This is a genomic window from Halobacillus hunanensis (assembly GCF_900166655.1).
In the GTDB taxonomy this organism is placed as follows: domain Bacteria; phylum Bacillota; class Bacilli; order Bacillales; family Halobacillaceae; genus Halobacillus_A; species Halobacillus_A hunanensis.
In genome coordinates this window covers 1,145,980-1,158,031 of the sequence record NZ_FVZB01000007.1, presented here as the reverse complement: position 1 = coordinate 1,158,031, position 12,052 = coordinate 1,145,980, and the positions used below count along the sequence as shown (strand labels likewise).

The window sequence follows — 12,052 nt, the reverse complement described above, 5'->3', positions numbered from 1 at the left end:
TTGAATGCCGATTCGTGCTCAATTTGACGAGGAATTATTAAGCATAAAAGACCAACTTAAACAGCTTTCCCTTGATGTTAAGGAATCGCTGGATACAGCTATCCATGTGCTTTATCAGGGGGATGTCGATAAAGCTAGACAGATTATGGAAGACGATGCCTTTATAGATGCTAAAGAGGAGCAAATTAACGAAGAAGCCATCTTAACCATTGCTAAGCAACAACCTGTAGCGACAGACTTGCGACGATTAATTGTCGCTATCAAAATTTCATCTGATCTGGAAAGAATGGCTGATCATTCTACAAATGTGGCTAAAGCTACAATACATTTAGGGAGTAATCACGGGATCGAGATCAATCCTGACCTGCGAGAGATGGCTGTTCTGGCAATGGATATGGTGGACTTGGCTATCAAAGCGTTCGAGCACGAAGACATTTCACTCGCACAGAAGCTTGCTGAAATGGATGATGAGGTCGATGCCCTTTATGGAAAAATTGTTCGGGAGCTGCTTGAACTTACAGCAGTTAATCCAGAACAAATCCAGCACATTATGCAAATGGCATACACGGCTCGTTATATTGAGAGATTTGCGGATCATATTACTAATATTGGCGAAAGTGTTTTCTATTTAGTAAAAGGAAGAACATACGGCTTAAATTAGAAAGGGCCTGTAACCAATGATAGAACTAAAGGCTGTCTCCTCGGAGACAGCCTTTTATTTTGAGGTAATAATATCAGCAGTTTGTTCTATTGTCATTCCCCTTGGAACTTCATATTCACCAATTTGTATGTATCGACTGAGTTCTTGCTGGCGCATATATTCGTCAAAGCCTTCCACATCATCAATTAATTCTGCATCAGCAAGCATGTGACTTATTTCAGTTGAACTCATGCCAGACTCTATCGCAAAAGTAACTTTTGCAGGTGGTTCTTCCGAAGTTTCTGTTTCTACAGTGGTTTTCGGCACTGCTCCAGGCTGTTTTTTTTCATCTTCGAGCTGTGAGTCAGTGAGAATATGGTATCCATCGCTCTCAAGTTCGGTGATCATATCATCTTCGGAAAGCTGTTGTGCCTTTCCTGTCATTTCCTTAGGTTCCATCCAATAAAAAATACTTAAAATAAGAGTTGCAGCCATTAATCCAATTGAAAATGATCGCACGGACTGTTTCATTTGGAGAGACCCTCATTTTTGAATTGGAGGATAATGGAATGTACGTCATATTCGTTCAGATTAGTTTTTTTAGCAATCTCTGCTGTAGAATATCCTGATTGGTGCAAATTTTGAATGTTAGCAATTAAGGGAGGACTCTGTTTATTAGAGTAAGACTGCTTCAGAATCTCTTCCGTTAAATCACTGGAAAGTAACTCTTCCTCCAGAACATTCAGCTTTTTCTTCATTTGATAACTCTCTTGCATGTACTGTAAAGACAGTTGTTCCACTTGATCTTCAACGTCCCGAAGCCGGTCATTCATGAAAAATGACACAATAAATAATATTAGGGCCACAGAAGCAAGTGTAATGATACTTGGGATCATTCTCTTCACTCCTAACTCTTTTATTTATACCATAGAATGACAAGGATATCTATGATGTATCATAGATTAACAAGAAATATGCACTTGAAAGCTGTATAAACATTTGATATTATTATAAGGTCTGATTATTAGCATAGAATTGAATTGAATCATGTTTGGAGGGATAAATCATGCGTGTAAACATTACACTTGCTTGCACTGAAACTGGTGACCGTAATTATATTACTACAAAAAATAAGCGTACCAATCCTGAGCGTCTGGAGCTAAATAAATACAGCCCGCGACTAGGTAAATATACGCTTCATCGTGAAACAAAATAAACAGCAGGAATTCTTCCTGCTGTTTTTTTGTACCATAGAAAGGGGAACAAATGGATAAAAGTAAATGGCGAACTAAAGGAAAGTCCCTGCTGAGGTCTTATTCCGAAGCTGAAAAAACGAATATAGAAAATGTGATACATAATCAATTGTTTCAATCGTTATTGTGGAAATCGGCTGAAGTTATAGCCGTGACGGTTTCACTTTCTCATGAATGGTCCACGCAGCCGATCATTGAGAAGGCGTGGGAGCAAGGCAAGAGAGTCGTCGTGCCTAAATGTAATCCAGAATTAAATATTCTAACATTTTATGATTTACAGAGTTATGAACAATTGGAAGTTGTTTATTACGGTTTACAGGAACCATCTCCTGCTAAAACAGAAGCTGTTAGGAAGAAAGAGATTGACCTGTTGGTCGTACCGGGATTAATCTTTGATCGGAAAGGTTATCGAATTGGCTTTGGAGGTGGGTTCTACGACCGATTCCTTGCTGATTATAACGGTGTGACGGTATCGCTTGTATCTGAGAAACAAGTAACAAGAGAACTGCCTTCCGAGGGATTTGATATTCCAGTTCAACATATTATAACTGAAGAGCAATGGTTGACGATTTAGTGAGAATTTCAGTATTACTCAGGAATAATGCCACCTCATATGGAGCACAATAATTGTAAATGAAAATGAGGTGAGTGGAAATGACTCGCGTATTGACATGGATAGTTATTGTGTTCTCTTTGGGAACATTGCTTTATCGTTACCGTTATAAGGCATTTGATGTGTTGTCAACTGTGCCTTATTTAAGACACTGGCTTATTCAGCAAACTATGAGTATGCCGTACGTAAGAAGGAAAGTTCTTTCTAACATGTTTAAATAAATCGGACTGTCAGATCAACTGACAGTCCGATTTTTTGTTTATAATATCATTCATGGAACAAGTGCTTCGCTTCATACTAATACTACGTGCTATGATAAGAGTTAGCAAGGAGGGGAGAAAATTTGTATATTAAACAGGAATACTTTTTATGGAAGATCGCACAGGATCTTATCGATAATCAAGATTTCGATGTATTACATGTAAATAATAATAGTGAAATATGGCTTGAAAAAGATATAAAGGGAAAAACACATGTTTTCCGGCTTTACCATGCTCAATTTGATTGGCGTAACCAATTAGTTCGCGACTTGGAAAACATTCATTTACAAATCAAGCAAAACCGGCGTTTGTTCCGCAATAAGAAGATTGTGGTTCATTGTCTCTACATATCTCAATACCCTCCGGTTGACGAATGGGAGAATATTAACAAAGACCAACTTTCTCTTAATTCTAACACCAATATTGTTTATTTAGATGATGATCATAAACGAGAAGGCATTCATAATTTATACGATGGGTTAGGAATGACTCCTCCTAATTGGTCACTAGAATTAAGTGAACATGAAGCAGAGACTCAAGTACATTACTTGAAACACTTTATGGAAGGAAGACAACGCAAAAGAAAGCGTGAAACACAGGACATCTTCACTTTTGGAAAACCTTTGCTGACTTACGTGTTACTGGTTTTAAACGTATTGATGTACTTATTTATAGAGTTTAAAGGCAGCTCTACATCCATTGTCACGCTGATTGAATATGGAGCCAAGTATAATCCGGCAATTGTCAGCGGCGAATGGTGGCGTATTCTCAGTTCGATGTTTCTTCATATTGGGACTCTTCATCTGCTCATGAATATGTTGGCGTTATACTACCTGGGTACAGCTGTAGAACGAATTTATGGAACTCTTCGGTTTACATGGATCTATTTTATGGCTGGTATTTTCGGCGGAATAGCCAGCTTTATGCTAAATCCACAGGTTGCTGCAGGCGCTTCCGGAGCTATTTTTGGCTTGTTCGGCGCCTTGTTATATTTCGGTGTACATTACAAAAAGTTGTTTCTTCGAACAATGGGTTATAACTTATTTATTGTGATCGGAATAAACCTTGCTTTTGGCCTGCTCGTCCCTCAAGTTGATAACGGTGCCCACATGGGAGGTTTCATAGGCGGGTTTATCGCTTCTGCTATATGCAATCTTCCTAAAAAGAAACAATGGTTCCTTCAAACTGTGTCCGCTACAATTTATACGGTCTCGATTGGACTGATGCTCTTTTTTGGGATTCAAAAGGTGGATGATCGATCTTATGCCCTCATTCAAGTTCAACTCTCGCAAAACTTAATTGAGGAGCAAAATTATCGAGAAGTGATAAGGATGACAACAGATGCCCTTAGTAACCCGGGTGATTATCAGGCTGAATTACTCTTTAATAGGTCCTATGCCTACACAAAAACCGAACAGTACGCCAAAGCGATCGAAGATCTAGTCCTAGTCACTGAGCTAGACCCTGAGTTTGCTGAAGCACATTTTAATTTAGCTCTGCTGTATCGACAGGCAGGGAAGCCAGAAAAGGCTGAAACACATGCAGACAAAGCAGCACGACTAAAGCCTGAGCAGGAACAGTTTCAAAATTTGAAAGAAAGTTTTGATCAATAGTATTGGATGAGTTGATGCTTGTTCCCCGCATCATCCTCGTAAAGAACGATTAAATGCTTGCCGTTTTTATCTAGTAGAAGAAGGGGGATATAGCTTTGGATGGGATGCTTTGTTTCAGAATCCTCAATCCCGATCACATAGTTCTTGTATAACCCTTCCCAAAGTTGACCAAGGATTCGGTCAAAGTTTGCTGCCGTCGTACCTGGGAAGGGATGTTCCTCACTATAGTCAGTAAGGCCTGTTAAAGGAACGTGTATATATTTATCTCGCGGAATTTGATAATAACTTAGAAGCTCGTCCCATTGAGCTTCTAACTGCTGTTGAATCGCATGGTCCAAGTTTTTTGCCCATTCTTTTTCTTCGTTTGTTTGCGGCTCTTGAAAAGATTCTTCTTTAGAATGTGGGGAATCAATAAGGTATAAAGTATCGTTTGAGGTGGCTTGTATGCTTTTTATCTCCCCGTTATCTTCATGAATTTCGCCATGGTGAAAGGAAATCGCTTCATACTTTTTACTATCTTCACTTTGAAGAGTTGATTCTTTTTCAAGGTGCTGAGCGTTTTCTTTCCATTTATTCACCACGCCTTTCAATCGTCCATTTACATATAATAGTGAAACATCCTGGCGTAAATACATCGGTTCATTACTGGAGGAAGATATATTCCAGCTAATTTGATCGTTTTTTTCATCATTGGAAGTCGTAATAGTGGTCTGAGCCTCAGTGAAGTAATGGGATTCATCAATGGGAAAGTATTGAATAACTGCCATGTCTTCAGAGCTCATGAATAAATAAGAGAATACAATGGCTAAAAATCCTATAAAGGCAAACATCCATATGTGTTTCATATCAAGCATCTCCTTTATTGAAAAAATAAGTTAGTATTCACATGGTTATAAGCATGACTTGTCCAATAACTGCTATCGGATAATCATTTAGAAAGTCTCCCGGATAGCTCAATCAGTCTACCTTGGACCATTAGTGAGTTAATAATGGGTTGTATAAAACTTATGTGAATGAAGGAATTTACATGCAGGAAAATAGAAACTATATGAATTAAGTAAAGGGTCAGCCTTGGATCCTACAGTAGTGGAGGAGACCGTAAGGCACCATGAAAGTCTTCAGGCAAAAGACTCGTTTCAGCACATAAGAGGTGGTTTTGCATTTTCATTCCTATACTTCACTGATATAATGAAATAGGTGATAATAATGAGAACAATTTATAATATTCAGCAATTTTTAAAACAGTTCGGGACAATTATTTATGTAGGGGACCGCTTGGCGGAACTCCAGCTAATGGAACAAGAAATAAAGGAGTTAAATCAATCGCAGTGTATTACAGGGGAAGATTATAAAATGGCGATTTTGTTACTTCGGACTGAAATCGCTAAAATGCAGGATGACCATAAAGGAGAGGCAAGTAAATGAGCAATGACAAGTATTGTTTTGGGGTTGACATTGGGGGCACAACGATAAAACTTGCTGTGCTTTCAACTGAAGGTGAAATTATTAAAAAGTGGGAAATACCCACTAATAAAAATGAACGAGGAAAATATATTGCAAGCGATATAAATGAAGCAATAGAAGCAGCTCGTTCTGAGTTGAACATACATAAGTCGAACATTCTGGGGATTGGAGTCGGGGCTCCAGGATTCATAAATACAAAAACGGGCTTTATCTATGTCGCTGTGAATATTGGCTGGGAAGATTATGATTTCGGAAACGAGTTGTCCGAGCTTTCGGGATACTCTGTATGGGTAGACAACGATGCTAATTTAGCTGCCCTTGGTGAAAACTGGCTCGGCGCAGGTAATGGAGCTGAGAATGTGATCGCTGTAACACTCGGGACTGGTGTTGGAGGAGGTATCATTGCTAATGGTCAAATTATAAGCGGAGCTAATGGCATGGCTGCTGAAATTGGGCATATGACTGTCATCCCTCATGGAGGTGCTCCTTGTAACTGTGGGAAATCTGGATGTCTTGAGACAGAGGCTTCAGCTACTGCGATCGTTAGGAAGGCCAAAGAAGTGTTGGCAGCTTCCCCGGACTCCTCCTTAAATAAAGCGAAAGACCTGACGGCAAAGGATGTATTCCAGGCGGCAGCAGCTCATGACTCTGCAGCCAATAAAGTCCTTGACTCTGTTACGGATACACTTGGATTAGCGATTGCTAATTTGGCGATTGCCGTGAATCCAAATAAGATCATAATCGGCGGGGGAGTTTCAAAAGCAGGAGCTCAATTGCTAACTCCCCTTAAGGAAACATTTCAATTGTATGCGTTACCTCGTACAATTAAAGCTTGCACCTTTGAAATTGCTGAACTGGGGAATGATGCTGGAGTAATTGGCGGTGCGTATTTAGTTAAAGAAAACCTTTAAGGAAAAGAAGCCATAATTGGGCTTCTTTTCCTTTTCATGTGGGTTTCATTTTTGAAAGGCTTCAAGTAAAATAGATGAGTAAATCTATTGAGAAAAAACATGAAACTTTTTTGGGGGTTTTTTCGTCATATACAAGGAACCAGTTTAATAACTATGATACGTGGAATTTATTAAAGAGAAATAATGCCCAAGTAAATCATATGTAATATTTATGAATGCACTGGATGGAGGAGGAACTTTTGATGCAATGGAACAAGCCGCGAATACCGTTATTCGTTATTGCCTCTTTTCTATTTGGTTTAAAAACCTATTTTGTGTACAGGTTCATGTTTGAACTATCTATAGAAAATGCATTGCAGGAATTTATCTTGTTTTTCAACCCAATAGCTAGTGCTTATTTAATTTTTGCCATTAGTGTTTGGTTGAAACCGAAAAATCAAATGAAATATTTAAGGTGGACCGCTGTAATCGGTTCTTTTATTCTTTATATAAACTTGCTATTTTATAGAAACTTTACGGATTTCATTACCATTCCTGTCTTATTTCAAGGAGACAACGCCGCGGATTTAACGACAAGTATCTTTACACTGATTCATTTAGGGGATTTATTGTTATTTGCTGATTTGGTGATCATTTGGATCCTTACGAGCAAAAAAACAATAGATATGTCTGTGAATTTTTCAAAAAGCGGAAAGATTGCGGCAACAGCTGTTACTTTTTTAATGTTATCTGGAAATGTTGCACTTGCTGAATTAGAACGACCGATGCTGTTTGTACGCGCCTTTGACCGTGAGTATCTAGTGAAGAACATAGGTGTTTATAACTACCATGTTTATGATGCAATGATGCAAACAAAAACTAAGGCACAGCGTGTCTTCGCAGACAGCAGTGAGATCAGTGAAATTAAGAACTATATTCACCAAAATTCTGATACTGATAAAAAATCTGAACTGTTTGGAATTGCTGAAGACAAAAACGTTATTTTTGTAAGTATAGAGTCATTCCAAAACTTTCTATTGGATTCAGAAATCAATGGAAAGGAAACTACCCCTTTTCTTAACGATCTAAAAGAGAGTGAAGAAACGATTTGGTTTAAGAACTTTTATCACCAAACCGCTCAAGGAAAAACGTCAGATTCAGAGTTTATTGTAGAAAATTCGCTATATCCTTTGGGCAGGGGGGCTGTATATTTCACACATGCTCAAAATGAATATCATGCCTTACCTGAGATTCTAAATAGTGAAGGGTACACGACATCCGTGTTTCATGCTAACAATAAGAGTTTCTGGAATCGGGATGTTATGTACGACACGATGGGCTACGATAAGTTCTATGGTGAACAGGCTTATGAAGTAACGCCAGAAAATTCATTCGGCTGGGGGCTTGGTGACAAGGCATTTTTCTCCCAATCGATTGATGAACTGAAGCAGCAGGAAGAACCTTTTTACAGTAAATTTATAACTCTCACCAATCATTTTCCGTTTGAACTGCCGGAAGATGAAGCAAATATTGACAAGTATGATTCAAGTTCAGAGACGCTGAATAGTTATTTCCAAACCGCTCGTTATACCGATGAAGCTCTTGAGCAATTCTTTCAACAACTAAAAGATGCCGGAATTTATAAGGACTCCATTATTATCCTAATGGGAGACCACTATGGCATCAGTGAGTTCCACAATAGTGCAATGGGGGACTTTCTAAATAAGGAAATTACTCCTTATCAGCATATTCAACTGCAACGCGTGCCATTTATGATTCATATACCTGGTTATGAAAATGGAGAGATTCGCGAGGAGGTTGTAGGACAGATTGATGTTAAGCCTACTTTATTAAGCCTGCTTGGTATAGAGGCTGAAAAAGACTTATCATTCGGTACAGACATGTTTCTGAAAGATCAACAAAAGTTCACTGCATTAAGGGATGGAAGCTTCATTACTGAAAAATATGTATATACTGAGGGGACATGTTACGACCGACAAACTGGAAAACCTATTCAATCCGAGAAACAAGTATGTAAGCCAATCAAACAAAAAGTAGAGAAAGAGCTGTCGTATTCGGATAATATTATTTATGGAGATTTGTTTAGGTTTTACGACTTTACAAACAAAGACAGCGAGCAGTAAGCAGAAAGAGTCTTCCTAATTTAACAGGAAGACTCTTTCAATGTTATCGATTGAAATGTAATAAGGCTCTAGAACCATATATATACTCACTAAAAAACCGAACTGTCAAACAGTTCGGTTAGTCATTATCCAAATAAGTTTGCGTAAATTGTCATAACAGAGAACCAGCCGAAGACTAGGGCTGATGCTGCCGCAAATAATACTGCGAAGAAATTCTTTGTTTTAATTTCACGGAAGACCGCGCATACACAAAGGATTGTTACAAGAAAAAGAATAATAGCTGTTACCACAAATAAGCCCCCCTAAATTCCAGATCATTATTATCATACTGCATTTCATAAATGTTATACTGTGTGTAGCTCATTTCATTACTCACTCATTCTATAGTATCTTACATGATTTGTCGAGCCATTCTAAAATTTTTTTAAATCTTTTTATAGAGGTGATGGAAATGCTGAAAATTACGCGGCTGCCACTAGGTCCAATGGCCACAAACGCTTACATTGTTTATGAAAATAAACAAGCATTAGTATTCGATCCAGGTGGAGATTTTGACAAATTGCACAATTTCATTTCTGAACGGGAATTGAATGTAGAGGCGATCTTGTTAACCCATGCCCACTTTGACCATATAGGAGCTGTAGAGGAGGCCAGAGGCGCTTATAATGCCCCTGTATACTTACATGATGCAGAAGCAGATTGGCTTCCAGATCCAGCGCTAAACGGATCTGCCATATTTCAAATAGGAGATATTAAAGCAAGCCGTGCAGATCATTCCTTAGAACCGGGCATGAAAGAAATTGGTCCTTTTACATTTGAAGTACGTCATACCCCTGGACATTCTCCCGGAAGCGTATCATTTGTATTTCGGAAGCAGCGCTTTACGATAGGAGGCGACACGCTTTTTCAACAGGGGATAGGAAGGACAGATCTACCGGGGGGCAATCGCCATGAGTTAACCAGAAGTATACAAGATCAGTTGTTTAGTTTAAGAAATGATATGAAGATATATCCTGGTCATGGCTTGCCTACAACGGTTGGTGATGAGAAAAAGAGTAATCCATTTTTTACTTAAATGTAAATTCTGTGATTTTAATAAAAAGATCCTGTTATCCAACTCAGGGATAACAGGATCTTTTTAGTGACCACCGAAAGACGGTACGAGAATAAATGATGAATAATAAGTAAATCCAATCATAAATACTGTCAAATACGAGAAAAATATGTAAATATACATACGCTCTGACAGTTTAAGGTAGCCAATTGTAAGGAAAAAGGCAGTTTGAACGAGAGATAATAATGCAGCTTCCATCATGTCGCCAGCATAAAACATGACAGTAAATATACCAGTCCAAAACGCCATCACTCGAAACATGCGATCCATGCTTCTTCCCCCTCCTTTTTCATCTTTCATCATTAAACTATCATTCATATTATAAACGACCCTTCAGGGAATGTAAATAAATCTTGTTAGTGAATACCGCTTCTTTGTTGAAATGGATCCTTAGGCCTTAGGTTTAATGTCCGAGCATCCAAGGTCTAAGGTATATGTGTAAGAAGCTACATAGCCCATGAAGTAGAGGTTATATTAGTCTTATGGAGAAAGAGATACATTATACATGAAAGATAAAACACGGCTGCGATAGCACGCAGCCGTGTTTATTAGGGAATAGCACTGCTTAGTTTGTAGAAACGATTAATTTGCTTTGTAGTCCCTGTTAGTAATGTTAATTGCCATTTACAGTCATAACCATAACCATCAGCAGTCTGTGTGCATTCAACTGCAGATTGTCCTAAAGGGAGGGAGAATTGCTCAGAAATCGTTTTAGCATCTTCCGTTTTCTCGTTTATCTTTACTAACAGCTGATCATGACTGTAGTGAAAGAGACTTTGAAGTTGGTAATATTCTTTTACAGAATGGGTGGAAAGAATTTGACTTTTATATTGGGCAGCAGTAAAGACGGTTAGCAGGATAAGGATACTGCCTAAAGTGTACACCCAAGGGAAAATAATCCCTCTTTCATTACTAAGAAGACAAATACAATACTTTTTCATATGACGTTCCATCCTTAAGAACTAAAGATACTATAAGAAGATCCTTTTCTTGAGTGAATGTAAGGTTTCTGATATTTGTAATCAGCAGTTCATGTCCAGTTTGGTTAACTTGTCTTCTAACTACATCATTATACTTTGAAATCGTTACGAGACGTCCATCAGGATCGGTGATGGATAATTTGTTATTTGAGGAAAGCACTTGTGACGAGAGGTTTATTTCTTCCTCAAGAAACGTGAAAAATTGATGTACGGAAAGGTCCTCAGAATAGAGAGGACTATCAATAAGTTTAAGTAACGGAAGGCTTAACGTCAGCAGTATGGAAAGCAAGGTTAAACAAAATAATGATTCGATCAATGTAAATCCTCTGTCATTGCACGCTTGCATACAGGCATATCTCCTTATGATGACGGCGGGTATCCCATGTCGCGCATGCTTCCAGAAGGGGTGGCTGTTTGTTATAAGTTACCGTCATCAAGTCATATTCCTTAGTAAAAGGGTACTTTTCTTGTGGGTTAAATTTGTAGATCAAAAGTTCATTCTGAAGTTGGTTAATGATAGCTCTTTCCTCTGCAAGTTCTTTTTGTGAAAGTCTTACTTCCCCTAAAAAGGGAAGGATAGTTGAAGCTATTATTAACAACAACCCAAAGGCGCAGATGACTTCAACGATTGTGAACCCTTTATTGTTCATGAATCGTTACCCGGCTTTTACCAAATGGAAAGGTTAACTTATAGTCAGCTTTGGGAGTACTTAAGGTCATTGTTCCAGGTTTTTGAATGGTGCCAGAGGTGTTAAACTGAATAGGAACTTCAAGTGTTGATAAACGGATTGACCATTCTCTCGGAAATTTACGGTGCAACACAACTTTTCGGTTAGCATAGTCATAAAGGTAGTATTCGCGTTGTTCAGGACGGATCATAACCCAGTAATGGGGGTGATCCTGCATAGTGAGTTGTTGAGCTAAAAGCAAATCATTCTCTAGCAGCTCTAAATAATGGGCAACTTTAATTGTTGTTACAACTCGATGTTGTAGAGGGACTACAGCTGCCAAAATTGCAGAAAATGCCACGAGAACGATCATTACTTCAGCCAGTGTAAACCCAGATTGACATCGTTTCATG

The 12,052-nt window shown here is 38.5% G+C and carries 18 protein-coding genes; 9 read left to right on the top strand and 9 right to left on the bottom strand.

Translation table 11 applies throughout. The features are described from left to right. Positions 1–4: 4 nt before the first annotated feature. Entirely contained in the window at positions 5–661 is a 657-nt protein-coding gene (phoU, locus tag B5354_RS18585; RefSeq protein ID WP_079530281.1) for a phosphate signaling complex protein PhoU, read from the top strand. 54 nt (positions 662–715) lie between these two features. Here phoU and B5354_RS18580 read toward each other — a convergent pair whose 3' ends face one another. Then, positions 716–1,171 (bottom strand): MltG/YceG/YrrL family protein, encoded by a 456-nt coding sequence (locus B5354_RS18580; protein ID WP_079530280.1) that lies wholly within the window; start codon positions 1,169–1,171, stop codon positions 716–718. Further along, a complete protein-coding gene (locus tag B5354_RS20580; RefSeq protein ID WP_176142535.1) occupies positions 1,168–1,536 on the bottom strand; it encodes a hypothetical protein in 369 nt (122 codons plus the stop codon). The genes B5354_RS18580 and B5354_RS20580 overlap by 4 nt, the downstream gene beginning before the upstream one ends. 170 nt (positions 1,537–1,706) lie before the next feature. On the opposite strand from B5354_RS20580, the gene rpmG reads away from it, so the two are divergent. From rpmG to B5354_RS18560, 4 genes are all read left to right on the top strand, one after another. After that, positions 1,707–1,856 (top strand): 50S ribosomal protein L33, encoded by a 150-nt coding sequence (rpmG, locus tag B5354_RS18570; protein WP_079530279.1) that lies wholly within the window; start codon positions 1,707–1,709, stop codon positions 1,854–1,856. A gap of 50 nt (positions 1,857–1,906) precedes the next feature. Further along, the gene (locus B5354_RS18565) at positions 1,907–2,467 is read left to right on the top strand and encodes a 5-formyltetrahydrofolate cyclo-ligase (protein WP_079530278.1); all 561 of its coding nucleotides are present in this window, start codon (positions 1,907–1,909) and stop codon (positions 2,465–2,467) included. An 80-nt stretch (positions 2,468–2,547) separates the two neighbouring features. Next, positions 2,548–2,727: a hypothetical protein gene (locus B5354_RS20320; protein WP_139377170.1), complete on the top strand. Its 180-nt coding sequence runs from the start codon at positions 2,548–2,550 to the stop codon at positions 2,725–2,727. Positions 2,728–2,849: 122 nt separating this feature from the next. Beyond that, on the top strand, positions 2,850–4,379 hold the full coding sequence (locus tag B5354_RS18560) for a rhomboid family intramembrane serine protease (protein WP_079530277.1): 1,530 nt from the start codon (positions 2,850–2,852) through the stop codon (positions 4,377–4,379). Here the strand turns inward: B5354_RS18560 and B5354_RS18555 are convergent. Further along, positions 4,373–5,224: a hypothetical protein gene (locus B5354_RS18555; RefSeq protein WP_079530276.1), complete on the bottom strand. Its 852-nt coding sequence runs from the start codon at positions 5,222–5,224 to the stop codon at positions 4,373–4,375. The two genes, B5354_RS18560 and B5354_RS18555, sit on opposite strands and share 7 nt — an antisense overlap. A gap of 361 nt (positions 5,225–5,585) precedes the next feature. Between B5354_RS18555 and B5354_RS18550 the strand changes: the two genes are divergently transcribed. The 3 genes from B5354_RS18550 (at position 5,586) to B5354_RS18540 (ending at position 8,877) form a co-directional block, all read left to right on the top strand. After that, positions 5,586–5,804 (top strand): YqgQ family protein, encoded by a 219-nt coding sequence (locus B5354_RS18550; RefSeq protein WP_079530275.1) that lies wholly within the window; start codon positions 5,586–5,588, stop codon positions 5,802–5,804. Continuing rightward, on the top strand, positions 5,801–6,754 hold the full coding sequence (locus B5354_RS18545) for an ROK family glucokinase (protein WP_079530274.1): 954 nt from the start codon (positions 5,801–5,803) through the stop codon (positions 6,752–6,754). Before B5354_RS18550 ends, B5354_RS18545 begins: the two co-directional genes overlap by 4 nt. A 242-nt stretch (positions 6,755–6,996) precedes the next feature. Continuing rightward, on the top strand, positions 6,997–8,877 hold the full coding sequence (locus B5354_RS18540; protein ID WP_079530273.1) for an LTA synthase family protein: 1,881 nt from the start codon (positions 6,997–6,999) through the stop codon (positions 8,875–8,877). A gap of 125 nt (positions 8,878–9,002) precedes the next feature. Here B5354_RS18540 and B5354_RS18535 read toward each other — a convergent pair whose 3' ends face one another. Further along, the gene (locus B5354_RS18535) at positions 9,003–9,167 is read right to left on the bottom strand and encodes a DUF2759 domain-containing protein (RefSeq protein WP_079530272.1); all 165 of its coding nucleotides are present in this window, start codon (positions 9,165–9,167) and stop codon (positions 9,003–9,005) included. 161 nt (positions 9,168–9,328) lie between these two features. Between B5354_RS18535 and B5354_RS18530 the strand changes: the two genes are divergently transcribed. Next, positions 9,329–9,952, top strand: coding sequence for an MBL fold metallo-hydrolase (locus B5354_RS18530; RefSeq protein WP_079530271.1), 624 nt, complete (start codon positions 9,329–9,331; stop codon positions 9,950–9,952). Between the two features lie 63 nt (positions 9,953–10,015). On the opposite strand, the gene B5354_RS18525 is transcribed toward B5354_RS18530, so the two are convergent. The 5 genes from B5354_RS18525 to B5354_RS18505 form a co-directional block, all read right to left on the bottom strand. Continuing rightward, positions 10,016–10,261, bottom strand: coding sequence for a DUF2626 domain-containing protein (locus B5354_RS18525; RefSeq protein WP_079530641.1), 246 nt, complete (start codon positions 10,259–10,261; stop codon positions 10,016–10,018). Positions 10,262–10,539: 278 nt separating this feature from the next. Continuing rightward, the gene (locus tag B5354_RS18520; protein ID WP_079530270.1) at positions 10,540–10,932 is read right to left on the bottom strand and encodes a hypothetical protein; all 393 of its coding nucleotides are present in this window, start codon (positions 10,930–10,932) and stop codon (positions 10,540–10,542) included. After that, complete coding sequence (gene comGF, locus B5354_RS18515; RefSeq protein WP_079530640.1) at positions 10,904–11,317, bottom strand: competence type IV pilus minor pilin ComGF; 414 nt, start codon at positions 11,315–11,317, stop codon at positions 10,904–10,906. Before comGF ends, B5354_RS18520 begins: the two co-directional genes overlap by 29 nt. Then, on the bottom strand, positions 11,301–11,621 hold the full coding sequence (locus B5354_RS18510; RefSeq protein ID WP_079530269.1) for a type II secretion system protein: 321 nt from the start codon (positions 11,619–11,621) through the stop codon (positions 11,301–11,303). Before B5354_RS18510 ends, comGF begins: the two co-directional genes overlap by 17 nt. Continuing rightward, positions 11,611–12,051: a prepilin-type N-terminal cleavage/methylation domain-containing protein gene (locus B5354_RS18505; protein WP_245804848.1), complete on the bottom strand. Its 441-nt coding sequence runs from the start codon at positions 12,049–12,051 to the stop codon at positions 11,611–11,613. The genes B5354_RS18510 and B5354_RS18505 overlap by 11 nt, the downstream gene beginning before the upstream one ends. Between the last annotated feature and the right edge of the window lies 1 nt (position 12,052).

Coding starts and splice junctions, on each gene's coding strand:
- phoU (WP_079530281.1), top strand. CDS start 5: ATGCCGATTCGTGCTCAATTTGACGAGGAATTATTAAGCATAAAAGAC.
- B5354_RS18580 (WP_079530280.1), bottom strand. CDS start 1,171: ATGAAACAGTCCGTGCGATCATTTTCAATTGGATTAATGGCTGCAACT.
- B5354_RS20580 (WP_176142535.1), bottom strand. CDS start 1,536: ATGATCCCAAGTATCATTACACTTGCTTCTGTGGCCCTAATATTATTT.
- rpmG (WP_079530279.1), top strand. CDS start 1,707: ATGCGTGTAAACATTACACTTGCTTGCACTGAAACTGGTGACCGTAAT.
- B5354_RS18565 (WP_079530278.1), top strand. CDS start 1,907: ATGGATAAAAGTAAATGGCGAACTAAAGGAAAGTCCCTGCTGAGGTCT.
- B5354_RS20320 (WP_139377170.1), top strand. CDS start 2,548: ATGACTCGCGTATTGACATGGATAGTTATTGTGTTCTCTTTGGGAACA.
- B5354_RS18555 (WP_079530276.1), bottom strand. CDS start 5,224: ATGAAACACATATGGATGTTTGCCTTTATAGGATTTTTAGCCATTGTA.
- B5354_RS18550 (WP_079530275.1), top strand. CDS start 5,586: ATGAGAACAATTTATAATATTCAGCAATTTTTAAAACAGTTCGGGACA.
- B5354_RS18545 (WP_079530274.1), top strand. CDS start 5,801: ATGAGCAATGACAAGTATTGTTTTGGGGTTGACATTGGGGGCACAACG.
- B5354_RS18540 (WP_079530273.1), top strand. CDS start 6,997: ATGCAATGGAACAAGCCGCGAATACCGTTATTCGTTATTGCCTCTTTT.
- B5354_RS18530 (WP_079530271.1), top strand. CDS start 9,329: ATGCTGAAAATTACGCGGCTGCCACTAGGTCCAATGGCCACAAACGCT.
- B5354_RS18525 (WP_079530641.1), bottom strand. CDS start 10,261: ATGGATCGCATGTTTCGAGTGATGGCGTTTTGGACTGGTATATTTACT.
- B5354_RS18520 (WP_079530270.1), bottom strand. CDS start 10,932: ATGAAAAAGTATTGTATTTGTCTTCTTAGTAATGAAAGAGGGATTATT.
- comGF (WP_079530640.1), bottom strand. CDS start 11,317: ATGCAAGCGTGCAATGACAGAGGATTTACATTGATCGAATCATTATTT.
- B5354_RS18510 (WP_079530269.1), bottom strand. CDS start 11,621: ATGAACAATAAAGGGTTCACAATCGTTGAAGTCATCTGCGCCTTTGGG.
- B5354_RS18505 (WP_245804848.1), bottom strand. CDS start 12,051: ATGAAACGATGTCAATCTGGGTTTACACTGGCTGAAGTAATGATCGTT.